This is a genomic window from Agrobacterium sp. 22-214-1 (genome assembly GCF_053522465.1).
The window spans coordinates 26,714-52,887 of sequence record NZ_JBNWCK010000011.1 but is presented as its reverse complement, the minus strand read 5'-3'; the positions used below and the strand labels follow the sequence as shown (position 1 = coordinate 52,887).

The 26,174-nt window shown below is 61.4% G+C and carries 23 protein-coding genes; 8 read left to right on the top strand and 15 right to left on the bottom strand.

The features are described from left to right. Window positions 1-183: 183 nt before the first annotated feature. The 3 genes from ACQZ5G_RS24550 (at window position 184) to ACQZ5G_RS24540 (ending at window position 3,154) form a co-directional block, all read left to right on the top strand. Window positions 184-1,362 (top strand): hypothetical protein, encoded by a 1,179-nt coding sequence (locus ACQZ5G_RS24550; RefSeq protein ID WP_448739247.1) that lies wholly within the window; start codon window positions 184-186, stop codon window positions 1,360-1,362. 107 nt (window positions 1,363-1,469) lie between these two features. After that, entirely contained in the window at window positions 1,470-2,111 is a 642-nt protein-coding gene (locus tag ACQZ5G_RS24545; RefSeq protein WP_004433429.1) for a DUF1007 family protein, read from the top strand. Further along, the gene (locus ACQZ5G_RS24540; RefSeq protein WP_448739248.1) at window positions 2,105-3,154 is read left to right on the top strand and encodes a nickel/cobalt transporter; all 1,050 of its coding nucleotides are present in this window, start codon (window positions 2,105-2,107) and stop codon (window positions 3,152-3,154) included. Before ACQZ5G_RS24545 ends, ACQZ5G_RS24540 begins: the two co-directional genes overlap by 7 nt. Here the strand turns inward: ACQZ5G_RS24540 and ACQZ5G_RS24535 are convergent. The 4 genes from ACQZ5G_RS24535 to ACQZ5G_RS24520 form a co-directional block, all read right to left on the bottom strand. Beyond that, a complete protein-coding gene (locus tag ACQZ5G_RS24535; protein WP_448739249.1) occupies window positions 3,151-3,411 on the bottom strand; it encodes a hypothetical protein in 261 nt (86 codons plus the stop codon). The two genes, ACQZ5G_RS24540 and ACQZ5G_RS24535, sit on opposite strands and share 4 nt — an antisense overlap. Continuing rightward, entirely contained in the window at window positions 3,398-4,090 is a 693-nt protein-coding gene (locus ACQZ5G_RS24530; protein WP_448739250.1) for a GNAT family N-acetyltransferase, read from the bottom strand. The genes ACQZ5G_RS24535 and ACQZ5G_RS24530 overlap by 14 nt, the downstream gene beginning before the upstream one ends. A 270-nt stretch (window positions 4,091-4,360) precedes the next feature. Next, complete coding sequence (locus ACQZ5G_RS24525; protein ID WP_004433421.1) at window positions 4,361-5,056, bottom strand: tellurite resistance TerB family protein; 696 nt, start codon at window positions 5,054-5,056, stop codon at window positions 4,361-4,363. A 108-nt stretch (window positions 5,057-5,164) separates the two neighbouring features. Further along, on the bottom strand, window positions 5,165-5,803 hold the full coding sequence (locus ACQZ5G_RS24520) for a 2-dehydro-3-deoxy-phosphogluconate aldolase (RefSeq protein WP_035226090.1): 639 nt from the start codon (window positions 5,801-5,803) through the stop codon (window positions 5,165-5,167). Window positions 5,804-5,974: 171 nt separating this feature from the next. Here ACQZ5G_RS24520 and ACQZ5G_RS24515 point away from each other — a divergent pair, with 171 nt between their 5' ends. The 3 genes from ACQZ5G_RS24515 to trhO all read left to right on the top strand — a co-directional run bounded on the left by ACQZ5G_RS24515 (window position 5,975) and on the right by trhO (window position 8,575). Beyond that, complete coding sequence (locus ACQZ5G_RS24515; RefSeq protein WP_448739251.1) at window positions 5,975-6,463, top strand: CYTH domain-containing protein; 489 nt, start codon at window positions 5,975-5,977, stop codon at window positions 6,461-6,463. Beyond that, the gene (locus ACQZ5G_RS24510) at window positions 6,447-7,355 is read left to right on the top strand and encodes a CHAD domain-containing protein (RefSeq protein WP_448739252.1); all 909 of its coding nucleotides are present in this window, start codon (window positions 6,447-6,449) and stop codon (window positions 7,353-7,355) included. The genes ACQZ5G_RS24515 and ACQZ5G_RS24510 overlap by 17 nt, the downstream gene beginning before the upstream one ends. Window positions 7,356-7,630: 275 nt before the next feature. Beyond that, on the top strand, window positions 7,631-8,575 hold the full coding sequence (trhO, locus tag ACQZ5G_RS24505; protein ID WP_137005591.1) for an oxygen-dependent tRNA uridine(34) hydroxylase TrhO: 945 nt from the start codon (window positions 7,631-7,633) through the stop codon (window positions 8,573-8,575). A 131-nt stretch (window positions 8,576-8,706) separates the two neighbouring features. On the opposite strand, the gene ACQZ5G_RS24500 is transcribed toward trhO, so the two are convergent. The 11 genes from ACQZ5G_RS24500 to ACQZ5G_RS24450 form a co-directional block, all read right to left on the bottom strand. Continuing rightward, window positions 8,707-10,950 carry a bifunctional diguanylate cyclase/phosphodiesterase gene (locus ACQZ5G_RS24500; RefSeq protein ID WP_448739253.1) on the bottom strand — a complete coding sequence of 748 codons (2,244 nt, stop codon included), beginning with the start codon at window positions 10,948-10,950 and terminating at the stop codon, window positions 8,707-8,709. Between the two features lie 251 nt (window positions 10,951-11,201). Beyond that, on the bottom strand, window positions 11,202-11,981 hold the full coding sequence (locus ACQZ5G_RS24495; protein ID WP_004433407.1) for a MetQ/NlpA family ABC transporter substrate-binding protein: 780 nt from the start codon (window positions 11,979-11,981) through the stop codon (window positions 11,202-11,204). A gap of 33 nt (window positions 11,982-12,014) precedes the next feature. Then, window positions 12,015-12,683, bottom strand: coding sequence for a methionine ABC transporter permease (locus tag ACQZ5G_RS24490; RefSeq protein ID WP_004433403.1), 669 nt, complete (start codon window positions 12,681-12,683; stop codon window positions 12,015-12,017). After that, window positions 12,673-13,713: a methionine ABC transporter ATP-binding protein gene (locus ACQZ5G_RS24485; RefSeq protein ID WP_004433400.1), complete on the bottom strand. Its 1,041-nt coding sequence runs from the start codon at window positions 13,711-13,713 to the stop codon at window positions 12,673-12,675. The genes ACQZ5G_RS24490 and ACQZ5G_RS24485 overlap by 11 nt, the downstream gene beginning before the upstream one ends. 367 nt (window positions 13,714-14,080) lie before the next feature. Beyond that, window positions 14,081-14,710 carry an NAD(P)H-dependent oxidoreductase gene (locus ACQZ5G_RS24480; RefSeq protein WP_004433398.1) on the bottom strand — a complete coding sequence of 210 codons (630 nt, stop codon included), beginning with the start codon at window positions 14,708-14,710 and terminating at the stop codon, window positions 14,081-14,083. A 294-nt stretch (window positions 14,711-15,004) separates the two neighbouring features. Further along, window positions 15,005-16,384 (bottom strand): GH1 family beta-glucosidase, encoded by a 1,380-nt coding sequence (locus ACQZ5G_RS24475; protein ID WP_004433395.1) that lies wholly within the window; start codon window positions 16,382-16,384, stop codon window positions 15,005-15,007. A 727-nt stretch (window positions 16,385-17,111) separates the two neighbouring features. After that, window positions 17,112-18,422 (bottom strand): xylose isomerase, encoded by a 1,311-nt coding sequence (gene xylA, locus ACQZ5G_RS24470; protein WP_004433392.1) that lies wholly within the window; start codon window positions 18,420-18,422, stop codon window positions 17,112-17,114. A gap of 215 nt (window positions 18,423-18,637) precedes the next feature. Continuing rightward, window positions 18,638-20,092 (bottom strand): xylulokinase, encoded by a 1,455-nt coding sequence (gene xylB / locus ACQZ5G_RS24465; protein WP_448739274.1) that lies wholly within the window; start codon window positions 20,090-20,092, stop codon window positions 18,638-18,640. 104 nt (window positions 20,093-20,196) lie between these two features. Beyond that, the gene (locus tag ACQZ5G_RS24460; RefSeq protein ID WP_448739254.1) at window positions 20,197-21,219 is read right to left on the bottom strand and encodes a LacI family DNA-binding transcriptional regulator; all 1,023 of its coding nucleotides are present in this window, start codon (window positions 21,217-21,219) and stop codon (window positions 20,197-20,199) included. 341 nt (window positions 21,220-21,560) lie between these two features. Beyond that, window positions 21,561-23,144: a DHA2 family efflux MFS transporter permease subunit gene (locus ACQZ5G_RS24455; protein WP_003520997.1), complete on the bottom strand. Its 1,584-nt coding sequence runs from the start codon at window positions 23,142-23,144 to the stop codon at window positions 21,561-21,563. Between the two features lie 34 nt (window positions 23,145-23,178). Next, complete coding sequence (locus tag ACQZ5G_RS24450) at window positions 23,179-24,393, bottom strand: HlyD family secretion protein (RefSeq protein ID WP_448739255.1); 1,215 nt, start codon at window positions 24,391-24,393, stop codon at window positions 23,179-23,181. A gap of 161 nt (window positions 24,394-24,554) precedes the next feature. On the opposite strand from ACQZ5G_RS24450, the gene ACQZ5G_RS24445 reads away from it, so the two are divergent. Continuing rightward, the gene (locus ACQZ5G_RS24445; protein ID WP_448739256.1) at window positions 24,555-25,241 is read left to right on the top strand and encodes a TetR/AcrR family transcriptional regulator; all 687 of its coding nucleotides are present in this window, start codon (window positions 24,555-24,557) and stop codon (window positions 25,239-25,241) included. A gap of 163 nt (window positions 25,242-25,404) precedes the next feature. Then, complete coding sequence (locus tag ACQZ5G_RS24440; RefSeq protein ID WP_080853574.1) at window positions 25,405-26,151, top strand: TerC family protein; 747 nt, start codon at window positions 25,405-25,407, stop codon at window positions 26,149-26,151. Window positions 26,152-26,174 lie beyond the last annotated feature (23 nt).

Sequence of the window (26,174 nt, the reverse complement as noted above, 5' to 3'; positions counted from 1 at the left end):
ACAATAAACGATTAACACTAATACTTGCGATTTTAATCAAATTTTACATATCGCGACTTCGCGCTACCACCCCTTTCTCAAACAATTCCGGTCAGCACCTGCGCCGCAATAGTAAAGCGGCGCGGGAAACTTTGTTAACCATCCAAATATAAGATATTGCTTAATTAGAGACCGGAGATGCGCATGCGGGTGGGGGGATATATCGCGCTTGTTCTCGGGCTTGCCTGCGCCTGCGGCGCGTGGGCGGGGGAAAAGGCCGATGAACACAATGTCACCTATAAATCCGGCATTGTTTATGACAGCAATTATTTCGCCGACACCAACCGGCTGAGCGCGATTTCGCTGCGCGCCGGCTTCGGGCTCAATGGCAAGATCACGCTGGAGGGGGCGGAGCTGCGTTATTCGCTCGAGCAGGAAGAGGTTCGCCTGCCCCGTTATCGTTTCGCCAATGAACATAACACCATCGCGGCACTGGGGCTGACGAAACGATTTTCCGAAAAACTGGAATGGGCCCTTGAGCTGCGCGGCACCCGCAGCGATGCCGGCGATATATTCCTGCACCTGCCGGAAGAAGACATTGGTTACCGGCAGCTGGATCACAAGCTGGAGGCGTCTTCCCAGCTCGGCATCCTCGCCCTTGGCGGCAAGAACACGTTGACGGCAAGTGTCGCCAGCCTGATGAAAGGCAAGGCGCGGTTCCGCCCGGCCTATTTCCTGCCCACCCGACTGGAAGCGAACGAGGCGCTTTTATCGCTGAAAGCGGAACATGCACAATCACTCGGCGGCGGCGAGGCGGGGCTGACGCTTGCTTACGACCGTATCGCCGTGCCCGAGGGGCAGCAGGAAAAATATGAACGTTTCCCGGCCAACACGCTGCGAGGTTCTCTGGCCTATGGTTACAGGTTCTCCGACCGTTTCGCGGTTCTGGCCGAAGCGGGCTTCACATCCATTTCAGGCGATGAGATCAGCGACAAGGTAAAGCGCACCCGCCCCTATCTGCGGGCCGAGGCCGAGGTGAAAGCCACCGAGCGTATCGCCTTCGGCGCGGGCTTTTCGCAGGACTATGCGCTTTTCGACCCGGATGACCCGATTGCCGAATTCCATCGGCGCTTTCAATTCGTCATCAAAAGCAGGCTCACCGAAAAGGTGGGGCTCGATCTTGCGCTGCACCGGGTCCACAAGGACTGGATCTATTATAATTACGATACCAGCGAGCGCCGGCTGGTCGCGACGCTCTCCTTCGATACCGGCAAGAACAGCAAGCTGGAGGTGGAGTTCAACCGCCTGCTGCATGGCGAGCGCGATACCGATCTTGCCTATAGCGGCTCCAGCATCACCTCGCGTTTCAGCGGCACCTTCTGAAATTTAGTGTCGGCCCGCGCGAAGGATCGGACGCATCAGGTCGAAATTCGGTCCCAATTTCTGCTAGAGTCAGACCTTCCAGATTCGAAGGCAGGACAGACCGGATAATGAACAGACGCTTTTTGCTCCTCGCGGCCGGCCTTGCCTGCGTTCCCGTCGCCGCGGCGGCGCATCCGCATATCTTTGCCGAAGCCCGCATGGAAATCGTCGAGGGGCCGAACGGCACCGTTCAGGAGGTGCGCAACATCTGGCGTTTCGACGAGATGTTCTCGGCAAGCGTGGTGATGGACTACGACAAGAACAGCGATCTGAAGCTCGACAAGGACGAGCTGGCCGAGATCGGCAATACCGTTCTGGAATCGCTCGCCGAATATTCCTACTACACCTTCATCACCGCCAATGGAAAACCGGTGGAATTTTCCAAGCCCGAGGCCATTCACGTGGACTATAAGGATCAGCAGATCCTGATGTTCTTCTCCGTGAAGCCGACCAAGCCTCTGGCCGTCAAGGGCAAGCTCAGCTTCGGTGCCTGGGATCCGACCATGTATACGGCAATCGATTTCGCCAAGGATGGCGATATCGCCACGCAGGGTAAGGATCTGAATGCCTGCAAGCACCATGTCGTCCGTCCCGATCCCGACGAGGTGATCTCGCAGAACCAGGGCACGCTCACCGACGCCTTCTTCAACGATCCGACCGGCACCGACATGACCAAGCTCTTCGCCACCCGGCTGGAGGTCTCATGCTGAGCCGCAGGGCCGGCCTCTTCGCCGTCGCCATCGGCCTCATTGCCGTGGCCGGTGCGGCCCATGCGCAATCGCCGCTCGGCATCGGCTCGGCCGAGCCTTCCTTTTCCGTCGGCGGCCCCTTCGCGCCGCTGATGCAATGGATCAACGTGCACCAGCAGATGTTTTATCGGGCGCTGACCGGCGCGTTGAAGGCCATGCGCGAGGATGGCTGGGCGCTCAGCTCGTTGATCGGCCTCTCCTTTGCTTATGGCGTTTTCCACGCCGCCGGCCCCGGCCACGGCAAGGCGGTCATTTCGTCCTATATGATCGCCAATGAGACCCAGCTGAAACGCGGCATTCTCATTTCTTTCGTTTCGGCGCTCATTCAGGGTTTGATGGCCATCGGCCTCGTCGGTGCGGCCTGGCTGGTGCTGCGCGGCACCTCCATCACCATGACGAAGGCCACGCAGGCGATGGAGATCGCCAGCTTCGCCATGGTGGCGCTGTTCGGCGCCTGGCTGCTGGTGCGAAAACTCTGGTCACTGCGCATCCGGCGCGAGCCTGTTGCCGTTTTTGCGGCGGCAGGTGAAACGACAGTCGGCAGAACCACCGGCATGGGCACTGGCCTCCGGTTTCAGGGCAAGCCGGTTTTTGCCGATCACGACCATGATGGCACGGGCGATCTCTGCGCCGCCTGCGGCAAATCCCATGCACCGGATCCGATGCTGCTCAAGGGAAAGAACTTCAGCCTGCAAGAGGCATGGTCAGCCATCATCGCCGTGGGGCTCAGGCCCTGCTCTGGCGCGATCATCGTCATGAGCTTTGCGCTTCTGAACGGGCTTTATCTCGGCGGCGTGCTCTCCGTCCTCGCCATGTCGCTCGGCACGGCCATAACGGTATCTCTGCTCGCCATCATGGCTGTCTCGGCAAAGGGCCTCGCCGTGCGTTTCGCCGGCCCCGGCAGCCGCAGGGCAGCCGGCATCAGCCATGCGATCGAGATCGCCGGTGCGCTGTTCGTGCTCATCATGGGGCTGTTGCTGCTCGGCGCGTCGCTTAAGCTCTAACCGTCACGGCGACGCTGGTAACGCGCGCGCAGCCAGAACAGCAGGAAGAAGCACAGCACGGCAACCGTGCCGAAGGCAGCGGCGAGCCAGGGCGAATAATCGCCCAGCCATAGCATGATCTTCGGCATGACGAAAAAGACCAGCCCGAAACCGACAATGATGAGGGCGGCGGCGATGGCCGGAGACCAATCCTTCTTGCCGGAGCTCGGCTTTTCAGGCGCCGGGTTTTCAGGCGCCGGATTTTCAGGCAATGGCATCGGCAAACTCCGCACGGATATCCTCGAGCTTGCGCTTCTGCGCGCCATCGGCCGCAAAATTCTCCGGCGCAAGCCAGGCTTCGAAGGCCTTGCCGATCAGCGGCCATTCGCCGTCGATCATGGAAAACCACGCCGTATCGCGATTTTGCCCCTTCGAGATCATATGCTGACGGAAGACGCCCTCGAAGGTGAAGCCATAACGCTTCGCCGTTATCTTGGAGGGCTCGTTTTCATTGTGGCATTTCCACTCGTAACGGCGATACCCCAAATCCTCGAAAACATGTTTCGCCATCAGGTAATGCGCCTCGGTGGAAAGAGGCGAGCGCTTCATCTTCGCGCCATGGGCGACGGAGCCCACCTCGACCACGCCATTGGCGGGATCGGGCCGCATATAGCTCGCCATGCCGACGATATCGCCGGTGGCGTTTTCAACGAAGACCAGCGTGACCCAGTTGAGCTTCTGCCCCGCGCCAATGAGCCAGTCGCCGAAAGCATCGGCATCGGGAAAGGCGCTTTGTGGGAAATATTTGAGCAGCGCATTCACGCCCTCGCCGCCAAGTGCGGCCCAGAGCCTTGCGAGATGTCTTTCGCGATCGAACGGCTCCGCCGTCACGTAACGGCCCTTCAACACCACCGGCTGCGGCGGCGGACATCCCTTGAAATCACTCAGATCGCGCATTCTCTTCCCCATTTGCTGGGAGAAGGATTAGGGCAAGCGGGGCGGGATGACAACAGTGCATGTGTCAGGTCTGCGGGTGCGGTTCACCCCCCTCTGCCCTGCCGGGCATCTCCCCCTCAAGGGGGGAGATCGACCCGAGGCGGCCTCTCGGCCATCTTCAGCGTTGCGAGTGAGCGAGCGTTTTCTTCTGGCTGATCTCCCCCCTTGAGGGGGAGATGCCCGGCAGGGCAGAGGGGGGTGAACCACAGCCGCCGAGGCTAAACGCCTACCTCAAACCTTCGCCGCCACCACCGTCGCCTCGATATGATCGACCAGCGCATCCGGCAGCCCAAGCCGCCCGGCCAGAAGGTCGAGATAGCCCCGCTCCGCCCGCGTATCGGCCTCGATGGCAAGCCGCGAGGCGGTGTAAAGCTCCACCTTCTGCTCTTCCGTGCGGGCGGCAGCCACCAGCGCGTCGATGTCGAGCGGATCGGCCAGCTCTTTTTCGAGGAACCGCTCGGCTTCGCTATCGAGACCGGAGACCTGCACCTTGTCCATGATATTGGCGCGCTCCTTCTCATCGATATGACCGTCCGCCTTGGCGGCGGCGATCATCGCCTGGATGAGTTTCAGCGCGAAATCATTGGAAAGAGCTGGCGATTGCGGGTGGAAGGCGGAATCGGCGGGCGGGGCGAGCAGCTCCGGCTCGGGTTTCGGCGCAACTTCAGGCGCCTGGCCGGACTTGTAATTCTTGTAGGCGAGGTAACCGAGACCTGCGATGGCGGCCACGCCGCCGATGGTGGCGACATTGCCGGCGAGCTTGCGGCCGGTCTTAGTGCCCAGAATGGCGGCGGCGAGCGCGCCGGCCTTGAGCGGATTGTTCTTTGCGATATCGGCGGCCTGCCCGGCTCTGTCACGGACGCTTCCCGAAAGGCCCGGCACCTGCGAGCCGAGGAATTGTTCAAGAAGCTTCTTGGCGTCGAACATCAAAATCTCCTGTAGAGGTCAAATCTACAGGGGAGATAGGAAGCCGTGGGCCGAATACAAATGTCAAACCCGCTCACGCCTTCGTGAACGGGTTTGACAGGATGCAAATCAGCCGCGCAATGCGGCGGCTTCGGCGGCAAGCTTGGTGATGCCCGCCCAGTCACCCGTCGCCACCAGTTCGCGCGGGGCGACCCAGGAGCCGCCGACGCAGACGACGTTCGGCAGGGAGAGATAATCATTGGCGTTCTTGAGCGAGACGCTGCCGGTCGGGCAGAAGACGGTGCCGGCGAGCGGCGAGGACAGCGCCTTGAGATAAGGTGCGCCGCCGGCCTGTTCGGCCGGGAAGAACTTCAGCACCTTGTAACCCTCGTCGCGCAGCGCCATGACTTCGCTGGCAGTGGCAGCACCCGGAAGCAACGGCACCTTCGAACCGCGCGCGGCTTCCAGCACGCTTTTATTGATGCCGGGGCTGACGATGAAGGTGGAGCCGGCTTCCGCCGCCGCTTCGAAATCCCTGGCATTGAGAATGGTGCCGGCGCCGACATTCGCACCCTCCACTTCCGCCGCAACCGCGCGGATGGCATCGAGCGCCGCCGGCGTGCGCATGGTGATCTCGATTGCCTTCAGGCCGCCTGCGACCAAAGCGCGCGCAAGCGGCACGGCGGAAGCGGCGTCATCCACGATCAGCACCGGCACGACCGGCTGGAGCTTGAGGATGGAGAGCAGTTTTTCGGAGTCCTGGGCCAAGATGAGCCTCCCTTGCGCAATTGAAACGATTGAAATTCCGTCTACCGATTAGCCTGCCTCGGCTTTCATGTCGAGGCGCGCCAGCCGCATTTTTATCCAGATACTTCAATCAATTCGCTTCATCACACTATCATATTGCGATAATCTGGCGCCCCAGTTCGCGGAGACAGCATGGCCAAGGAAATTGAACGGAAGTTTCTTGTTGCAGGCGTTGAATGGCGCAATGAGGTCACGCATAGCATGGCTTTCCGGCAGGCATATGTCGCCTCGATGGAAAACCGCTCGGTCCGGGTCAGGATCGTCGACCGGCGCGATGCGACCCTGACCATCAAGATCGGCGCAAGCGCGCTTGTTCGCGACGAATATGAATATTCCATACCCCTCAAGGACGCCGAAGAGCTGATGGCGAGCGCGCCGGGCGTGGTGATCGAAAAAACCCGCCACACCGTCGATCATGGCGGCTTCACCTGGGAAGTGGATGTTTTCGAAGGGAAATATCACGGGCTGGTGGTGGCGGAAGTGGAAATGAACGACGAGAATGCCGATCCCGATCTGCCGTCCTGGCTGGGCAGGGAAGTCACCGGAGACAAGCGCTTCTCCAACCAGTCGCTCGCCATGGACTGTCCGAACGGAGACTTGCCGGATGCCCTTCAGAATTGATCCGAAAAAGCCCTTCGACAATGAAATCCGTCGGGCCGGGCTGGAGCTGATCGACGATACGGTCACGATCCTTCGCGACCAGCCGTCCGGATCGCACGAGGCCGTGCACGACGCCCGCAAGCGGTTCAAGCGGCTGCGCGCCCTCTATCGCCTCATCCGCAAGGCGGCGCCGGATTTCGGCCGCGAGGAAAACGCCCGTATTCGCGATATCGCCCGCTCCCTCGCCTTTGCGCGCGATGCAACGGCGCTGGTGGAGACGGCGGAATATCTCGAGGCCTTCGCGCGTTCCGATGCCCAGGGCGAAGCGTTGCGCTCGATCACCGCGATGCTGCGCGCGCGCCGCGACGACGCCATAGAACATGAGGCAGGTCTCGACGAAGCCATTTCCGCCGCCATTGCCGGCTGCGGGGAAGCGCGCCAGAAGCTTGAGGACCTGTCGCTGCCGGATGAGTTGAAAGACACCGCCCGGCTGCTGAGAAGCGCCTGGGCGAAACAGAGAAAAAGGGCGCGCAAGGCGCTCACCGATTGCCACGAGCAGGCCGACGTCGAGCATTTCCATGAATTGCGCAAGTCCGGGCAGGCCTATTGGATGCATCTTGGCCTGATGCGCCGGCTCTGGCCTTCCGCCATGCGCGCCAAGCGGGCCGATACCAAGCGGCTGGTGGATATTCTCGGCCACGAGCACGATCTCTCGGTTCTCGCCGCCGTCGCCGACCGCGAGCCGGACCGTTTCGGCAATGGCGAGCGGCTGGCCCTGCTGCTCGATGCCATCATCGAGCGACAGCAGGCGCTGCGCACGGAAGGTCTTGCGCTGGCAAACGAGGTGTTTTCCGAATCCGCCCGCACCGAAAGCCGCATCGTCGGCCTGTTGTGGCGGCAGGCGGCGAAATAGGCTGGAGACGACGTGAAAACGTCCCGTCGGGCTCGGCGTCATCCTCGGGCCTGTCCCGAGGATCTGCAACGTTTCGATTTTGCGCCACGTGATTAGATCCTTGGGACAGACCCAAGGATGACGGAAGACAGGTCTTGCGCTTTCGCCAATGTCGGATTTGAGGCACGAAGCGCCTCCCATTTGCCTCACTCCGGCAGATATTTGACGATTTTCAAAATACCCGAACCCGCCGATAAATATTGCTTTGCGGCCGCCGTCGCTGTATTTCAGCGCCCATGACCGACACGACCATTCTCCCCCGCCCGGAAGTCTCTGGTGATTTCCTTGTGGCCGCGCTTTATCATTTCGCCCGCCTGCCGCGGTTCGAGAGCCTGCGCGAGCCGTTGTTTGCGCTCTGCCAGGAAAACGGCGTCAAGGGCACGCTGCTGCTTGCTGCCGAAGGTATCAACGGCACCATTGCCGGGCCGGATGCGGGCATTCACGCCGTGCTCTCCTTCCTGCGCGCCCAGCCGGAATTTACCGCGCTGGAGCACAAGGAAAGCCGCGCCTCGCACATGCCTTTCGTGCGGCTGAAGGTGAAGCTCAAGAAAGAGATCGTCACCATGGGCGTGCCGGATATCGATCCGAACCGCATCGTCGGCACCTATGTCGACCCGCGCGACTGGAACGAGCTGATCTCCGATCCGGATACAATCGTCATCGACACCCGCAACGATTACGAGACCGCCATCGGCGTCTTCAAGGGTGCGGTCGATCCGCAGACGAAAACCTTCCGCGAATTTCCCGACTGGGTGAAGAACAATCCCGGCCTGCACAACAAGCCGAAGATCGCCATGTATTGCACCGGCGGCATTCGCTGTGAAAAGGCCACCGCCTTCATGAAGGAACAGGGTTTCGACGAGGTCTATCACCTCAAGGGCGGCATCCTGAAATATCTGGAAGAAGTGCCGGAAGAAGAAAGCCTGTGGGAAGGCGCCTGCTTCGTGTTCGATGAGCGCGTCTCGGTGGTACATGGCCTTGCCGAAGGCGACCACCAGCTCTGCCACGCCTGCCGCAACCCGATTACGCCGGAAGTGCGCCTATCCCCCAAATTCGAGGAAGGCGTGTCCTGCCCGAGCTGCTACGACGACCGCAGCGAAGAGGACCGCCAGCGCTTCCGCGACCGGCAGCAGCAGATCGAACTGGCAAAGAAGCGCGGCGAGCGGCATCTGGGGCGGTAATCCCCGTCGGCTATCGGCCTGCATAACGGTTGGGGTTTGTTTGAGCGGGCGCCGCGTGTTTCTTCTCCCCGTCGGGGAGAAGAAATGGGCCGCACCTTCAGGTGATCAAGAATGGGTGGAAGTAATCAGCCTCACGCCCCTGCCCGCAACGCAAAGAGCGGCGCGTCCTGCCCGTCCAGCATGGCGGTGATCTCTTCCGCCGCGACCGGTTTCGAGAACAGGTAACCCTGCAACTCATCGCAGCCGCACAGATGCAGGATGGCCGCCTGCTCTTCCGTTTCCACGCCTTCGGCCGTCACCGGAATATCGAGCGACTTTGCCAGCGCCACGGTGGCCTGCAGCATTTCCAGCGACCGGCCGCCCTTGTCGAGCGCCATGATCAGCGAACGGTCGATCTTCATCCGGTCGAAACCGAAGCGGCGCAGATAACCGACGCTGGCGAAGCCGGCGCCGAAATCGTCGAGCGCTATATGCAGGCCAAGCTGTTTCAGCTTGTCGATGGCCGCACTCGCCCGTTCCGGATGCTGGATGAAATAACCTTCCGTCATTTCCAGCCGCAGCCTTTCGGGCGGCGTCTGCGTCGCGTCGAGAATATCGGCCACATGGCCGGAGAAGGCCGGATTGCGGAACTGTACGGGAGAGATATTCACCGAGAGCTTGATGGACGGCCATTGCTGCGCCGTCTCGCAGGCCTTGTGCAGGACGAGAAGGCCGAGCCGGTCAATAAGGCCGCTGGTTTCGGCAGCCGCAATGAAGATATCCGGCGGCACGAAGCCATATCCCGGCCGCTGCCAGCGGGCCAGCGCCTCCACCCCGGTAATGCAGCGCGTGGCGGCGCTGACGACCGGCTGATAGACCACCTGTATCTCGTCGTTCAGAATGGCGGAGCGAAGATCGGCTTCGAGCTGCAGCTTTTCCTCGCGCAGCGCATCCATCTTCAGCTCATAGGAAACGTAACGCCCGCGTCCGTTCTCCTTGGCCTGATACATGGCCATATCGGCACGCCGCAGCAACTCCTCGCCATTGATGTCGCCGGCGCGGGAAACCGAGGTGCCGATGCTGCAACCGATGCTCGCCACCCTTTCACCAATGCTGAAAGGCTCGGTAAAGAGTTCGAGAAGCGCCAGACACAGTTTGCGGCCTTCGGCCCAGACGTCGTTGCCCTGAATGGCGATGGCGAATTCGTCGCCGCCGAGCCGCGCCAGCACCGCGCCTTCCGGCACCAGCACTCTCAGCGCCGCCGCCACGCCCTTGATCAGCCGGTCGCCGGCGGCATGACCGTAGGAATCGTTGATTTCCTTGAAACCGTCGAGATCGAGATAGAGCAGCTTGATGTCCGTCTTGTCATGGCGGCCCCTGTCGACCATGCGGTTCAGCCTGGCGAAGAGCCCGGCGCGGTTGCTGAGCCCGCTCAGCCGGTCGCGCAGCGCCTCCTCCCGCGCCGCCGCCTCATCCGCCTTCAGGCGGTCGAGCGTGGCCGAACCGATGATGAGCAGCACCAGAAAAAACGTGCCGGCAATGCCAAGCGCGGTAAAGACAACCGGACGCGCCTCATGAAAGCTGACGTCTCCCGGCAGGTGCGAGCGCCAGACGAGCCGGGCCAGCACCTCCCCCAGCGGATTGACGATATCCACATGGTTGGCGGCAGGCCCGTCGCCATATTGCAGTTCCAGACCGTCGATGACGTAATTGCGGGCAAGCTTGTCCACCGTCGCCTGCTTGAGATGACGGGCGAAAACCAGGTAACGCCGCTCCGCACCGACAGACGGCAGCGCCCCGGACTTCATCCGCACGAGCGCAACGCCCGCGGCGGCGATACCGTCGCCGGTCTTGACGAAACCGGTCACCTGCGAGGTGATACCTGGACGCATGGAACTCACGCGCTCGATCATTTCCCCGAGGCCGCCGGCAAAATAGGCGTCGGGCTTCCATGCCACCGGCTTGCCGTCCTGATAGGCCATGCGGACCTTGCCGTCCTCATCGATGACCACGGCCGTATCGAAGAGATCGTTATTGACCGTCATCTCGCCATAATTGCTTGCCACCCAGTCGAAACGATCAGGGGCATAGACATATTCGGCGGCATCGTCCCAGGCGGCGTAGTCGTTCAGCGTCGCGCCGAGCTGTTCGCGAAAAGTGACGAGGGCGCCCGCCGTCGTCTCGCGCGAACGGGCATTGTCGAGCAGGTTGGCCTTTTCCCGGACCTGGCTCAAGGCGGATAAAACCAGCGCGGTGACGATGATAAGCACCAGCGCGAAGGTGGACAATACGACGCCCACGGCGGTTCTGCGCCCGACCGGCAAATAGTCCCCAATGTTGCGCGGCGCAATCCGCATAAAATCCCCTTCGAAAGCATCATCTTCCGAAGGAAACATTCAAAAGCGGTTAAGCCGCATTGTGGCCCCGCCCCAAAAAACTACGGGTATAAAACGACAGTCTGGCAGAGGCGCTGAAAAATCCTTCCCTGAAATGCCCCGGGTTTTTCATGGAAGGCGGATTTGCGTCCGTCCGGAAAAGAAAAAACCTCCCCCGCGAACGGGAGAGGTCGTGATTTTTTAGACCGGGATGGCGAAAAGTGTAAGCGGTTTTCGCCTTAAATACCGGTCTGATCCAGTGCTGGAGCGGCTTACCAGGACGGGATGACCGTGCCGTTGTACTTTTCCAGAATGAAGGCCTTCACTTCCGGGCTCTGGTAGGATTCAACCAGCGTCTTCACCCACGGCTTGTCCTTGTCCTGCGCACGAACGGCGATGACGTTCGCGTAAGGGGACTTTTCGCTTTCGATGGCGATGGCGTCCTTCTTCGGGTTCAGGCCGGCAGCCGTGGCATAGTTGGTGTTGATGACCGAAGCGTCGGTATCGTCAAGCGAGCGCGGCAGCTGGGCGGCGTCGAGTTCGACGATCTGGATGTTCTTCGGGTTTTCGGTGATGTCGGCAGGCGTTACCTTGAGGCCGGCCTCTTCCTTGACCTTGAGCACGCCCTTGGAAGCGAGAACCAGCAGCGCGCGGCCGCCATTGGTCGGGTCGTTCGGAATGCCGACGGTTGCGCCGTCCTTCAGCTCGTCGAGGTTCTTCACCTTCTTCGAATAAACGCCCATCGGGGTGGTGATGGTGGTGCCGACGCTGACGAGATCGAACTTGCGGTCAGCGATCTGGTTGTCGAGGTAAGGCTGGTGCTGGAAGGAGTTGGCCTGCAGCTCGCCATCGGCCAGCGCCTGGTTCGGCACGACATAGTCGGAGAATTCGACGATATCGATATCGAGACCCTTGGCGGCCGCGATCTTCTTCACCTGCTCCATGATCTGCGCGTGCTCGGCGGGGGTTACGCCGATCTTGATGGTCTCGGCCAGCGCCTGACCGGCGGTGAAGAGAGCGGCGAGCGAAGCCGCGAGAATGAGTTTCTTCATGGGTGTCTCCTTGGGTTGTTATTATAAACGCAGTTAATTCTTCCGGGTCCGCTTGTCGAAGCTGCGGGCCAGCCTATCGCCGGCGCTCTGCACCAGCTGCACCAGCACGATGAGCACCAGAACCACGACCAGCATCACATCCGGCATGAAGCGCTGGTAACCGTAGCGGATGCCGAGATCGCCCAGCCCGCCGCCGCCGACCGCGCCGACCATGGCCGAATAACCGATGAGGCTGACCAGCGTGAGCGTGAGCGCCAGCGTGATGCCGGGCTTGGCTTCGGCCAGAAGCACCTTGGTCACGATCTGCAGCGGCGTGGCGCCCATGGCGCGGGCGGCCTCGATCAGGCCCTTGTCCACCTCGCGGATCGCCGCTTCCACCAGCCTTGCGATGAAGGGCACGGTCGCAACCGTCAGCGGCACGATGGCTGCGCTGGTGCCGATGGAGGTGCCGGCGACGAGGCGGGTGAACGGAATGATCGCCACCACCAGAATGATGAAGGGCGTGGAGCGCGCGGCGTTCACGACGAGGCCGAGGATCCGGTTGGTCATAGGCGCCGGAAACAGCTCGCCCTTGCCGCTGGTGGCAAGGAAAACACCCATGGGCACGCCGATCAGCGAGCCGACGATGCCGGCAACGGCGACCATGTGCAGCGTTTGCAACAGGCCCTTGGAGAGAAGGCTGAATAGCATATCAGGCGACATAACCGAGCACCTCCGTGTGAAGACCGGTCTCAGCATAAAAGCGATTGGCGCGGGCGGTGACATCCGCCGAGGCCGGATAGGAGACGACCAGCGAGCCGAAGGGCTGGCCGGAAATTTCCTCGATGGTGCCGGCAAGGATGTTCACGTCCGGGCCGATTTCGGCGACGAGGCGCGCCGTCAGCGGCTGGAAGGCCGTCTCGCCGAAGAACACCAGACGCACCAGAACGCGGTCGCCTTCCGCCGCCTGCGGTTTCAGGCCCGAAGTGACCCAATGCGGCAGCTTCACGCCGACCGAGGACGACAGCAGGCTGCGGGTCGTCTCGTGTTTGGGCGCGGTGAAGATATCGAAGGTCGTGCCTTGCTCGACGATCAGGCCCCTGTCGATGACGGCCACCTGCGAGGCGATGGTCTTCACCACCTCCATCTCGTGGGTGATGAGCAGCACGGTGAGCCCCAGCTCGGCATTGATGCGCTTCAGCAGTTCGAGAATGGATTGCGTCGTTTCCGGATCGAGCGCCGATGTCGCCTCGTCGGAGAGGAGCAGCTTCGGCTGGGTGGCGAGCGCACGGGCAATGCCGACACGCTGCTTCTGGCCGCCGGAGAGTTCCGCCGGGTAACGATTGGCCTTGTCGGAAAGGCCGACGAGATCGAGCAGCGGCGCAACGCGCGTCTCGATCTCCTTCTTGCCCATGCCGGCGATTTCGAGCGGCAGGGCCACATTGTCGAAAGCGGTACGCGAGGACAGAAGGTTGAAGTGCTGGAAGATCATGCCGACGGAACGGCGCAGCGTGCGCAGGCTCTTTTCATCCAGCGCCGCGACATCGACGCCATCGACGACCACGCGGCCGGTCGAGGGCTTTTCAAGGCCGTTGGCGAGGCGGATGAGCGTGGATTTGCCGGCACCGGAGCGGCCGATGATGCCGGTGATGGAGCCTTTCGGCACGACGTAATCGATACCGGCAAGGGCTGCGAAGCCCGGCTTGCCGCCGGCGCCGCCAAAGGTCTTGGTCACGCCTTCAAACGTGACCATAGGCTCCTTTGCCGACCCTTCAGGGACCGCCTGTTCTTGGCGCGCGGGGGATGCCGCGCTGGATGGAAAACTCATTGTAAACTCTGGGAATGCGTGACGGATCGGGTCTCAAAAAATCCTGTTGCGGTGCTGAACCGCTCTCTTCATGCAGCCTTCGGGCACATTCGATGACAGCTGATTTTCCGGGTCATTTCGTCAGGCTTTCACTCAGAAATGCCGGGGATCGGCAATTCGATGGCGCATACTTGCCCGCACACGCCACCTTTTAACAGGGATGTTTTTTCAATTATCTGAAAAGAGAGGAAAAATCTACCACAAAGCCGCGTAGGCGGCCCTGCGGCAGTCAAGCTTTCGCGATTGGGAGAAATCAGACGCGGCTGACGAATTCATCGGCCGGCCGGCGCACCTTCTTCAGGTTCACCAGCCAGTCGCCTTCCGGCTGGCGATAACCGAGCGGCAGGATGGTGACGGAGCGCAGGCCCTTTTCACGCAGGCCGAGGATTTCATCGAGCTTCGCCGGGTCGAAGCCTTCCATCGGAGTGGAATCCACGCCCTCGAAAGCGGCCTGCGCCACGGCCATACCGAAGCCGATATAGGCCTGACGGGCGGCGTGTTCGAAATTCACCTGCTGCTCGCGCTGCGGATAGGTGGAAAGCAGCATTTGGCGATAGGCTTCCCAGCCTTCATTCTTGATGCCGCGTTCTTCGTTGACCAGATCGAACATGTGGTTGATCCGCTCTTCGGTGTAATTGTCCCATGCCGCAAAGACCAAAAGATGCGAACCGTCGGTCACCTGCGCCTGGTTCCAGGCGATCTCGCGGATCTTGGCGCGCACTTCGGGATCGGTGACGACGATGACTTCAAAGGGCTGAAGACCGCTGGAGGTGGGCGCAAGCCGCGCCGCCTCGACAATACGCTCGACCTTGTCTTCCGACACGGCCTTGGAAGGATCCATTTTCTTGGTGGCATAACGCCAGTTGAGTTTTTCGATAAGCATGTTCGTTTTCCCTGGGAGGACCATCCCGCCCTGCCCCTTGGACGCCAGAACGGGTGCTACGCCTTCGTAGCCCGTCTGACATAGGAGGCGGGACGGCGCGCGCAAGCAGGCACCGCGGGGTAACCGATAAAAAAGTTTGGAAAACTGATTATAAGGTGGGAGAACTTTATTGCGTGACCGCCGTGCATCCTCTCAACGTCATCCTCGGCCCTCTGCCGAGGATCTAATCACGTCGAATAAAATCAATCGGTTGCAGATCCTCGGGACAAGCCCGAGGATGACGGTGGAGAGGTATCAGCCCTTCGCCAAACCGTGATTGCCCTTCGGAAAGCCCGAAGCCAGCGCGCTGTACCATTTGCCGCTGTTCTTCAGCGTGCGTAGCTGCGTGTCGTAATCCACATGCACGAGACCGAAGCGCATGCGATAGCCCTCGGCCCATTCGAAATTATCCATCAGGCTCCAGGCGAAATAACCGCGCATCGGATAACCCTCGCGGATGAGATCGGCGACGATGCCGAGATGTTCGGCGTAATAGTCGAGACGCGGCTGGTCATCCACCTCGCCGTTTTCCACGCCCATATTATAGCAGGCGCCGTTTTCGGTGATGTAGCATTCCGGCAGGTCGTAACGTTTATAGAGCGTTTCCACCAGCGACTGGAGCGCCGGGGCAAAGACCTCCCAGCCGATATCGGTCTTCACATCGCTGACGGCCGGGGCCGGTATGGTCGCGGGGAATTCCGCGCCCGGTGTCGCATCGTCGGCAACGCGCATCGGCGTGTAATAATTCAGGCCCCACCAGTCGAGCTTCTGGCTGATGATGGAAAGGTCTTCCGCCTCCACCACCGGCATGCGGCTTCCCAGCGCCTCCATCATCTCGGCCGGATATTCACCCTTGAAGACCGGATCGAAAAACGCGCCGTTGTGTAACTGGAAGGCCCGTTCAGCGGCCTTGAGATCGGCGTCGCTATCGGAAGCCGGGATGACGGAATGGGCGTTCAGCACCAGCCCCACCGGCACTTTCGGCGCGACATGGCGGGAGGCTTCCACGCCGAAACCATGGGCGAGATTGATGTGATGCATGGCGGCAAGGGCTGCCTCCATGTTGCGCTCGCCCGGCGCATGAATGCCATAGAGATGGCTGAGCCACACCGCGCACCAGGGTTCGTTGAAGGTCGCCACCGCATCCAGCCGGTCACCCAGGCGGGCCATCACGGTCTTGGCGTATCGCTGGAAGGCGTGCGCGGTGGAGCGCGAGGCCCAGCCGCCTTCACCCATCAGCGTCAGCGGCAGGTCCCAATGGTAAAGCGTCGCATAGGTCTTGATGCCGCGCGCCTTGCAGCCATCGACGAGGCGGTCGTAGAAATCCAGCCCCTTCTCGTTGATCGGCCCGAAACCATCCGGAATGATGCGCGGCCAGGCGATGGAGAAACGATAGGCCTCGACACCCATGTCCTTGATGAGATCGAGATCCTGCTCCCAGCGATTGTAATGATCGCAGGCAATATCGCCATTGTGACGCTCGAAGACATGGCCCGGCATGTTGCAGAAGGCGTCCCAGATGGAGGGCTTGCGGCCATCTGCCTTCGTGGAGCCTTCGATCTGGAAGGAGGCGGTCGCGACGCCGAACAGGAAATCGCCGGGGAAACGGGCGGCTAGCGTTTTGGGATCGGTCATCTACGAGGCCCTTCTCTGTCCATCGAGCGTGAAAAGATCAGCAGCGGTTTAGACCATGTCGGCCGGCACGTACAGTCGTGGGCGGCAGGAATCTACAACGTTTCAGGATGCGCGGTTAACAAGTCCAAAGCGCTTTGTATGGGGGAGTGCCGCCGCAGCGGTTTGCCGGCGGCGCAAGGCATCGACCCGGCGAATGCGGGTGGAAGATGGGAGGTGGTGGAAGTCGTTGCATTCACCGGGCCGCATCATCAGGGCCGCCAGGGCAGCCGGTCGGTCACAGCCTTTTCACGGCACCTATCGGATCGGTCCTTCCCGCCTCTGGCCCGGCGGAATGCCTTTCCGAAACACGGTCTGCCAGAACCATGCTTGTCGATGCCGGCCTCCGGTTCGCGAAAGGCGCCGCGCGTATCGCCCTTCCGTTCCGGTTGCGGGAGGAATGATGCGGCGGAAATGGCGGGTGGGGATGAGTGGGGAGATGTTTCGGGATAAGTGGCTGTAAGGAAAAGAAGGACGGAGAAAAATTGTCCGCGCTTTATTGAGGAGGGGAGCAAGCCCCCTCATCCGGCCCTTCGGGCCACCTTCTCCCCGGCGGGGAGAAGAAATATGTCGCGCCCACGCCATTTCGGGCAAGAAGTAACCCGCTTGTTCTTCTCCCCGCCGGGGAGAAGTGCCGGAGCGAAGCGAGGCGATGAGGGGGCGACGCTCCCGTTGCCCCCTATTGCCCGTGTCAAACGTAACGATTGACCACGTTTTCGAGATATTCCTGACGGCCGGACTTCGGCTCGGGATTGATATCCTCGCGCTCCACCAGGGCGGCAATCTCTTCCAGCTTCAACTCGCCGCGCAGCATCTTCTGGGCTTCAGCCGAATCCCACCTGGCGTAACGCTCCGCAAGCGGCTTCGACAGCGCGCCGTCCTCGATCATCTTCGCCGCCGCCTTCAGGCCGCGGGCGCAGCAATCCATGCCGCCGATATGGCCGATCAGCAGGTCCTGCGGATCGAGCGACTGACGACGCAGCTTGGAATCGAAGTTGGTGCCGCCATTCTTGAAACCGCCACCGGCCAGAACATGGTAATAAGCGAGAGCCATTTCCGGCACGTTGTTGGGGAACTGGTCGGTATCCCAGCCGGACTGGTAGTCGTTACGGTTCATGTCGATGGAGCCGAAAATGCCGAAGGCATTGGCCATTGCGAGCTCATGCTCGAAGGAATGGCCGGCGAGAATGGCATGGCCCTGCTCGATATTGACCTTCACTTCCTTTTCCAGACCATTCTTCTGCAGGAAGGCGTAAACGGTGGCGACGTCGTAGTCATACTGGTGCTTGGTCGGCTCCTGCGGCTTCGGCTCGATCAGGATCGTGCCTTCGAAGCCGATCTTGTATTTATATTCCACCACCAGATTGAGGAAGCGGCCGAGCTGGTCGAGTTCACGCGACAGATCGGTGTTGAGCAGGGTCTCGTAACCTTCGCGGCCGCCCCACAGAACATAGTTCGCGCCGCCGAGCTTCTTGGTGGCGTCCATGCAGGTCTTCACGGTCGCGGCGGAGAAAGCGAAGACATCCGGGTCCGGATTGGTCGCCGCACCCGACATGAAGCGGCGGTTGGAGAAGAGGTTCGCCGTGCCCCACAGAAGCTTCACGCCGGTATCGGCCTGCTTTTGGGCAAAATAATCAACGATCTCGTTGAGGTTCTTCGTATTCTCCGCGAAGTTCCGGCCTTCCGGGCGCACATCGGCGTCGTGGAAGCAGTAGAACGGCGAACCGAGCAGCGAGAAGAATTCGAAAGCCACATCCGCCTTCAGTTTCGCCGCCTGCATCGTATCTTCGAACCATGGGCGCAGGAAGGTCTGGCCGCCGAAGGGGTCGCCGCCCGGCCAGGTGAAGGTGTGCCAATAGGCCACCGCAAAACGCAGGTGATCTTCCATGCGCTTGCCGGCGACGATTTCGTCGGGGTTGTAATGGCGGAAGGCCAGCGGGTTGGTGCTGTCGGGGCCTTCATATTTGATCTTGGCAATATCGCCGAAGAAACCTGTGCTCATGGTGATCCTCCTTGGTGGGTTTAGATGGTGTTCGGTATAGGTTGGAGAGCGTGGCTCACCCCCCTCTGTCCTGCCGGACATCTCCCCCACAAGGGGGGAGATCAGATGCCGTACTCGCTCGTTCTATGGGCGAGGTGTCCGCCGCTTGTCGATCTCCCCCCTTGTGGGGGAGATGTCCGGCAGGACAGAGGGGGGGTAGCCACACCCTCAATACCTCAATGCGAAAGCGCCCGAATAGCCGGATAAAGCGCATGATAGCGCCGGTAAGCCTCCTCATAGGCGCCGGCCAGCGCCGACACCGGCTCGATGGTCCGCGCCGTTTCCGGCTGCGAGCAAACCGCCACCGGATCGGCCCCGGTCGCGGCAATGAGGCCGAGGCGGGCCGCGCCGAAGGCGGCGCCGAAATCGCCCTCGGCCGGAATATCGACGGGCACACCGAGCGAGGTGGCGATGGAGGCCAGCCAATAGGCCGAACGCGAACCGCCGCCGATGGCGGTGACGCGGGAAATCGAGGTGCCGGCCGATTTCAGCGCTTCGAGATTGTCCCTGATCGCGAAAGTCACGCCTTCCAGCACCGCCTGGGTCAGCGCCTTGCGGTCGCTTTCATGCGAAAGGCCGATGAAGGAGCCGCGAATGGCGGCGTCGTTGTGCGGGGTGCGCTCGCCCGAGAGATAGGGCGCGAAGGTGACACCGGTTGGTGCAAGCAGCGTTTCACCCAGCTCGCCGGTCAGATCGGCGGCGGATTGGCCGGTGAGGCGCGAATACCAGTTCAGCGCATCGGTGGCGGAAAGGATGACGCCCATCTGGTGCCAGGTGTTGGGCAGCGCATGGCAGAAGGCATGCACCGCGCTTTCCGGCTTCGGCAGGTAAGATGCATTGGCGGCGAAAAGCACACCCGATGTGCCGAGCGATACGAAGGCGTTGCCTTCCTTCACGGTGCCCATGCCGCAGGCGGAAGCGGCATTGTCGCCCGCGCCGCCGGCAACGACGGTGCGGCCGGAAATGCCCCATTCGGAGCCAAGTTCGGCGCGCAGCACGCCCGCCTCATCCGTGCCCTCCACCAGCGAGGGCATGTGTTTTTCATCCAGACCGGTGGCGGCGAGAAGTTCGGAAGACCATTTGCGCGCGCCGGTATCGAGCCAGGAGGTGCCGGCGGAATCCGACATTTCGGAGATGTATTCGCCCGTCAGCCACAGACGCAGATAATCCTTCGGCAGCAACACCTTGGCCACTTTCGCGAAGATTTCAGGTTCGTTCTTCGCCACCCAGGCAAGTTTCGGCGCGGTGAAGCCGGGGAAGACGATGTTGCCGGTGATCTTGCGGAAACGCGGATCGGCATCCAGCGCCGCGGCCTCGGCATAAGAGCGCGTGTCGTTCCACAGGATGCTGGGGCGCAGCACCTTGCCGGCCGCATCGATCAGCGTCGCGCCATGCATCTGCCCGGAAAGGCCGATGCCCTTCACGGCGGCAAGTTCCTTCGGGAACTTCTGCTTCAGGCCGGCAACGGCGGTTTTCGTGGCGGCAATCCAGTCCGCCGGATCCTGTTCCGACCAGCCGTGATGCGGGCGCGAAACGTCCAGCGAGCCGTTGGCCGAGCCGATAATTTTCTGATCGCCGTCCATCAGCAGGGCTTTGACGCCGGATGTGCCAAGATCGAGACCGAGATACATGTATTTCTCCATTCCGGCGCGCCATGCGCCGCTTTCAGCGGTTTTAAGTGTCACCGCATTTCCGGACGGAAAACCGGCGGCCACTTTTCCTGGAAATGCTCTCATCAGGGCAGATTGTCCCTGAGGAATATGTCGATACGGATACGTTCCTGCGCGGCGATGACGGGCAGACCGTCGGCCCGCGCCTTCAAAACGCGGATGGCGCTGCGCACCTCATGGCCGGCATCCTGGTTGAGCACGGCGTCCAGCAGCCCTTCCCGCAGCGCATTGGCGGTGTTTTCCGTCAGCTCATGGGCGATGACCGAAAGCGCTCTTTCGCCCTCTGCGGCGCCAAGCGCGCGGATGAGGCCGCGATTGCCCGCGCCGAGGCTGTAGATGCCGGAGAGCGCGGCATTGCCGAGCGCCTTGCGCACCAGCGTCTCGACGGTCAGCGGATCGTCCCTGCCCTCCAGCACCGACAGCAACCGCAATTGCGAAAATTCGGCTTCGATGACGGCGCGAAATCCTTCCAGACGTTCGCGATGGTCGCGCACCAGCATGGAGCCGGCGACAACCGCGACATCGCCGCCGCGCCCGGAGAGAAAACGTCCCATCAGGCTCGCCGCCGTGCGCCCGGCCGCGACGTTGTCCACGCCGGCATAATGATCCCGCCGCGAACCGGAAAGATCGGACACCAGCGTCACCGTGGCGATGCCGTCTTCGGCCAGCCGGTCGGCGGCTTCGGCCACATCTTCGGAATCGGTGGCGACGAAGGCGACGCCCGACGGCTTTTCCCGCCGCGCGACTTCCAGAGCCTCCGTCAGCGCCGTGGCATTGAACGGCGGCACCTCGATGACGCGGATCGCCGTGCGCTCCAGATGCGCCCGTGCCGCTGCGGCCCGCACTTCGGCGCGCAATGTTGCCATGAAGGAATTGTCATTGCCCGGCAGGATGAAGACCAGCGAATAATTGCGGCCCTTGGCCAGATTGGCGGCCGCGATATCGCGCACATAACCAAGCTCGGCAATGGCCGCCTCCACCCGTGCCCGCGTTGCCGCATGCACGCCGGGGCGCATGTTCAGCACCCGGTCGATGGTGGCGAGACTGACGCCGGCCCGCTCGGCGATATCGTGAACTGTCGGCTTCATGGCTCCTCCCTCCCCTTGCATATCCAGCTTTGCAGTCGAGGTAAACTGAAAAATGATGTACGTACCTCATATTTCACGGAAAGGCGGTATCGGGTTGGCGGCTCTTCGCGAAACGGTGCCGCGCGTTTCTTCTCCCCGAGGGGGAGAAGGTGGCCCGAAGGGTCGGATGAGGGGGCCAGCTCTCGGTTTATCTCTACCGTTGCCCCCTCATCCCGCTGCCGCGGACTTCTCCCCGGCGGGGAGAAGAAATATGCCGCCCCCGCTCGCTCCATATTCAAAACAAAAAAGGGGCCGTCATTTCCGACGGCCCCAGCTCTGCGGTGGATGGGAGGGGATTCTTGTTAGTGCGCCGCGTCTGGCGGCGGCGCTGCCTTGGGTTTCTGGATCAGCACGGTCATGAAGATCAGGCTCGAGAACAACAGCGTCAGCGCGAAGAACACATCCGCGAAGGCCAATATCCATGCCTGCTGCGAGACCATGCCGACCAGTTTCTTGACGGCGACGGAGGCGCCGTCCAGCCCGTAGGAATCGTAGTTGGCGCCGACACTGTTCAGCCATTCCAGCGCCTGCGGGTTGGAATAGCTCACATGTTCGGCCAGCCGCACATAATGGTCGTCCGTGCGCTGCGACAGCATGGTGTTGATGATGGCAAGACCGACCGCGCCACCGAGGTTACGGGTAAGGTTGAACAGGCCGGACGCATTGCGGATGCGGGCCGGCGGCAGGGTGCCGAGCGCGATGTTGTTGATCGGCACCATGCACATCATCAGGCCGAAACCGCGCAGGATCTGCGGGATCAGAAGCTCATAGAAATCCCAGTCTGTCGTCACATGCGTCATGATCCATGTGCCGCAGCCGAAGCTGATGAAGCCAATCGCCATCATCGCCCGCGGATCGAGCTTGGTGGAGACCTTGCCGGCAATCGGCGCGGTGAAGAACATGGCAAGACCGGAGACGAACATGGTCTCGCCGATCATCAGCGCATCGTAACCGCGCACCCGGCCGAGATAGAGCGGGTAGAGATAGGTCAGCCCATAAAGCCCGATGCCCATGACGAAGGAAAACAGCGAGCCGATGGAGAAGTTGCGGTCGGCGAAGGCGCGGATATCCACGACAGGGAATTCCACCTTGAAGGCACGCCAGAAGAACACGACCGCGCCGATGACCATGGCGACCGTTCCCATGACGATATGCTCGTCGTTGAACCAGTCCTTGTTGTTGCCCTCTTCCAGCACATATTCCAGCGAGCCGAGGAAGACCGCCATGGAGATCAGCCCCCACCAGTCGAACTTCTTCCAGAGCGACTTTTCCGGCTTGTCGAAATCGATCAGGCTCCAGGTGAGGATGGTGACGATGATGCCGGGGATGATGTTGACGAGGAACAGCCAGTGCCAGGAAAAGGCATTGGAGAGATAACCGCCGACCGTCGGGCCGATGGTGGGCGCAAGCGTGGCGACGAGACCGATGATCGGCGAGACGACCGAACGCTTCGAGGGCGGGAAGATCGTGAAGGCGGCGGCGAAGACGGAGGGGATCATGCCGCCGCCGATAAAGCCCTGGATCGCGCGGTAGACGATCATCTGGTCGATATTGGTGGCTGTGGCGCAGAGCGCGCTCGATATGGTGAAACCGGCCGCGCAGGTGGCGAAGAGCACACGCGTGGAGAGAATGCGCGCCAGCGTGCCCGACAGCGGGATCATGATGACTTCGGCGATCAGATAGGAGGTCTGCACCCAGGCGATCTCATCGGAACCCGCGCCGAGACCCGCCTGGATTTCCGCCAGCGAGGCGGAGACGATCTGAATGTCGAGGATGGACATGAACATGCCGAAGACCATCGCGAAGAAGGCGATGAGCCTGCGCCTGTCCATCGGGGGATCGGCGGGGATGGACGCCCCGCCCGTACCGACAACCGTAGCCGCCATGATCTTGACCTCAACGGCGCATCAGCGATGCGCCTTACTTGGCTTCCGGGTTAACTTGCGCCGTTCTGGTGCCTTCCGGCGCCGTGCGGGTATCCACATCGACAACGACGCTGAGGCCGGCGCGCAGATTGTGCTTTGCAAGGTCTTCCCTGGAGAAGACGATACGAACCGGCACGCGCTGGATGACCTTGGTGAAGTTGCCCGTCGCATTTTCCGGCGGCAGCATGGAGAAGACCGAGCCCGAGCCGGGCGAAATCGACTGCACCGTGCCTTCAATGGTCGCATCGTCAAAGGCGTCCACATGCACGCGAACCTTCGAACCGGGCACGACGCGGGCAAGCTGCGTTTCCTTGAAATTGGCGTCGATATAAAGCTCGTTCATCGGCACCAGCGAAGCCAGACGCTTGCCGACCGAAACCAGATCGCCGTTCTGAACCGCCAGATTGCCGATGACACCGTCATAGGGCGCCTTCAGAACCGTGAAGGAAAGATCGCGGGCGGCCTTGTCGCGGGAAAGCTGCAGCGAACGGATCGTGCTTTCGGCCTCCTCGCGCTGGGCGCGCAGGAGTTCCACATTGGCCTTGGCCGACGAGATGGCGGCATCGCCGGCCACGACATTCGCCCTGGCCTGATCGAGCGCGACCTGCGCATTGTCGGAGGCGGCAACCGTGCCGACATCCTTCGCCTGCAGCTCGCTGGCGCGCTTCTGGGTGATTTCGGCACCGCGAAGGGCGGCATCCAGCGCACCCTTCTGGGCGACGGCCTGTTCCAGCGAAGCTTCGCCGCCGACGATCTGCGCATCGATGCGCTTCAGCGACAGTTCTTCGGTGCGGATCTGGGCTTCGGCCTGATCGAGCGCGATGCGATAATCGCCGTCGTCCAGCGTCACCAGCGGATCGCCCGCCTTGACTTCCTGGTTCTCGACCACGTTCACCCTGGCGACATAGCCCGAAACCTTCGGTGCGATGACGGCGATATCGCCTTCTATATAGGCGTCGTCCGTCGACACCATGAAGCGGCCGTCGACCCACCAGTTGTAACCGTACCAGCCGGCGCCGGCGAGAAGGGCAACCGCGATGACCGGCAGAAGCTTCGAACGCTTCTTCTGCTTCGGCGCCGCAATGGTCTGGGGCTGCTGCGGCGGCGCGGCCTCGGCCGGCTTTGCCGGAGAGGTCTCGGCCTTGGCGGAGATATCCGCCTCTTCCGCATCGTTGACGGCGCGAACCGCGCTATTCTTCTGGGCCGACATGGGAGCTTACCGTGATAAATTGAAGAAAGTTTTTCGAACTGAACCGTTCGGTTCGATTGACATAATCTCTTTCCTGACACATATCAAGCGTTATCGAACCGATTGGTTCGACGTTCGGTTAATTTTTTTTACGCCATTGCGATGCTAAGAGGCGGGTAGCAATGGCAGGTGAAGACAGGGATATGGAGACGGAAACGGAAACGGGCTGTCCGGGCAATGCCGCCGGGCGTTTTGCGGCGGGTGAAGACCCGGCCAAACGCGAGCAGATTCTGGCTGGCGCCTGGCGTGTGTTCAAGCGCAAGGGTTTCGATGCGGCCAGCATGAACGACATCACGCGTGAAGCCGGCGTTTCCAAGGGCACGATCTATGTCTATTTCTCCAACAAGGAAGATCTGTTCGCGGCATTGGTCGATCACCACCGGCAGGAATTCGCCACCTCGATGCGCAATATTCTGGCCGGCACCGAAGAGGTGCGCGACGGGCTGAGACAATTCGGCAAGGCCTTCGCCAACAAGATGATCTGCTCGGAGATGATCCCGGCCATGCGCTCGGTCATCGGCGTCATCGACCGCATGCCGAAGCTGGCGCAGCGCTTCTTCATCGCCGCACCCAACAATGTCCGCACCGTGCTTCAGGATTTCATCGAGCACCATGTCGCGCTCGGCCATCTGAAGGTCGACGACGTGGAACTGGCCGCCCGGCAATATATCGAGCTTTCCACCGGCACCTTCTTCAAGCTGCGCCTGTTCGGAGAGATCGAAGGCCCGGTTCCGGAAGAAGAACTGGACCGGGTGATCGCCAGCGCCATCAAGGTATTCATGGCTGCCTACGGAACCGATAAGACCTGAGATCATTCAGCAACGGCGTGAACGCCAATACGCGGTCTGCGCGAAATTTCGATGAAATCTTGCGCTCCGGAGCCATCAACTCCTTGTTTCTCGCGTATTGCGCTATAAATTCCACCCACCGAATGTTTCGGCTGGCCTTGTTGCTGAAAGGAAAACCTACCTGATGGAGTCCATTCTCCCTCTTCTATCTGACCCCGCCGCCTGGGTGGCGCTCGTCACGCTGATCGTCATGGAGGTCGTGCTCGGCATCGACAACCTGATCTTCATCTCCATCCTCACCAACAAGCTGCCGCCCGAACAGCGCGAAAAAGCCCGCAAGATCGGTATAGGCCTTGCGCTCGTCATGCGTCTCGGCCTGCTCGGCACCGTCGCATGGATCGTGCAGCTCACCACGCCGGTCTTCGAACTCTTCGGCCACGCCTTCTCCTGGAAGGACATGATCCTTATCGCCGGCGGTCTTTTCCTGATGTGGAAGGCCACCAAGGAAATCCACCACAATGTCGACCCGGAAGACCACAAGGAAGACATGGTGGGCGGCCCCGTGGGCATGAATTTCGGCGCCGCCATCGGCCAGATCCTGCTGCTCGACCTCGTCTTCTCGGTGGACAGCATCATCACCGCCGTCGGTATGACGCCGCATCTGCCGATCATGATCGTCGCGGTCATCGTGGCCGTCACCGTCATGCTGCTGGCCGCAACGCCGCTCGCCAACTTCATCGAGCGCAACCCCACCATCGTCATGCTGGCGCTCGCCTTCCTGATGATGATCGGCACGACGCTGATCGCCGAAGGCATGGGCTTCCATGTTCCGAAGGGCTACGTCTATGCCGCCATGGCGTTCTCGGCGCTGGTGGAACTGCTCAACATGCTGGCCCGCAATGCGAGGCGAAAGAAAAAACAGCCGCAGTGACGGCTGCGACGACTTGCAGGGCC

Coding starts and splice junctions, on each gene's coding strand:
- ACQZ5G_RS24550 (WP_448739247.1), top strand. CDS start 184: ATGCGGGTGGGGGGATATATCGCGCTTGTTCTCGGGCTTGCCTGCGCC.
- ACQZ5G_RS24545 (WP_004433429.1), top strand. CDS start 1,470: ATGAACAGACGCTTTTTGCTCCTCGCGGCCGGCCTTGCCTGCGTTCCC.
- ACQZ5G_RS24540 (WP_448739248.1), top strand. CDS start 2,105: ATGCTGAGCCGCAGGGCCGGCCTCTTCGCCGTCGCCATCGGCCTCATT.
- ACQZ5G_RS24535 (WP_448739249.1), bottom strand. CDS start 3,411: ATGCCATTGCCTGAAAATCCGGCGCCTGAAAACCCGGCGCCTGAAAAG.
- ACQZ5G_RS24530 (WP_448739250.1), bottom strand. CDS start 4,090: ATGCGCGATCTGAGTGATTTCAAGGGATGTCCGCCGCCGCAGCCGGTG.
- ACQZ5G_RS24525 (WP_004433421.1), bottom strand. CDS start 5,056: ATGTTCGACGCCAAGAAGCTTCTTGAACAATTCCTCGGCTCGCAGGTG.
- ACQZ5G_RS24515 (WP_448739251.1), top strand. CDS start 5,975: ATGGCCAAGGAAATTGAACGGAAGTTTCTTGTTGCAGGCGTTGAATGG.
- ACQZ5G_RS24510 (WP_448739252.1), top strand. CDS start 6,447: ATGCCCTTCAGAATTGATCCGAAAAAGCCCTTCGACAATGAAATCCGT.
- trhO (WP_137005591.1), top strand. CDS start 7,631: ATGACCGACACGACCATTCTCCCCCGCCCGGAAGTCTCTGGTGATTTC.
- ACQZ5G_RS24500 (WP_448739253.1), bottom strand. CDS start 10,950: ATGTTTCCTTCGGAAGATGATGCTTTCGAAGGGGATTTTATGCGGATT.
- ACQZ5G_RS24495 (WP_004433407.1), bottom strand. CDS start 11,981: ATGAAGAAACTCATTCTCGCGGCTTCGCTCGCCGCTCTCTTCACCGCC.
- ACQZ5G_RS24490 (WP_004433403.1), bottom strand. CDS start 12,683: ATGTCGCCTGATATGCTATTCAGCCTTCTCTCCAAGGGCCTGTTGCAA.
- ACQZ5G_RS24485 (WP_004433400.1), bottom strand. CDS start 13,713: ATGGTCACGTTTGAAGGCGTGACCAAGACCTTTGGCGGCGCCGGCGGC.
- ACQZ5G_RS24480 (WP_004433398.1), bottom strand. CDS start 14,710: ATGCTTATCGAAAAACTCAACTGGCGTTATGCCACCAAGAAAATGGAT.
- ACQZ5G_RS24475 (WP_004433395.1), bottom strand. CDS start 16,384: ATGACCGATCCCAAAACGCTAGCCGCCCGTTTCCCCGGCGATTTCCTG.
- xylA (WP_004433392.1), bottom strand. CDS start 18,422: ATGAGCACAGGTTTCTTCGGCGATATTGCCAAGATCAAATATGAAGGC.
- xylB (WP_448739274.1), bottom strand. CDS start 20,092: ATGTATCTCGGTCTCGATCTTGGCACATCCGGCGTCAAAGCCCTGCTG.
- ACQZ5G_RS24460 (WP_448739254.1), bottom strand. CDS start 21,219: ATGAAGCCGACAGTTCACGATATCGCCGAGCGGGCCGGCGTCAGTCTC.
- ACQZ5G_RS24455 (WP_003520997.1), bottom strand. CDS start 23,144: ATGGCGGCTACGGTTGTCGGTACGGGCGGGGCGTCCATCCCCGCCGAT.
- ACQZ5G_RS24450 (WP_448739255.1), bottom strand. CDS start 24,393: ATGTCGGCCCAGAAGAATAGCGCGGTTCGCGCCGTCAACGATGCGGAA.
- ACQZ5G_RS24445 (WP_448739256.1), top strand. CDS start 24,555: ATGGCAGGTGAAGACAGGGATATGGAGACGGAAACGGAAACGGGCTGT.
- ACQZ5G_RS24440 (WP_080853574.1), top strand. CDS start 25,405: ATGGAGTCCATTCTCCCTCTTCTATCTGACCCCGCCGCCTGGGTGGCG.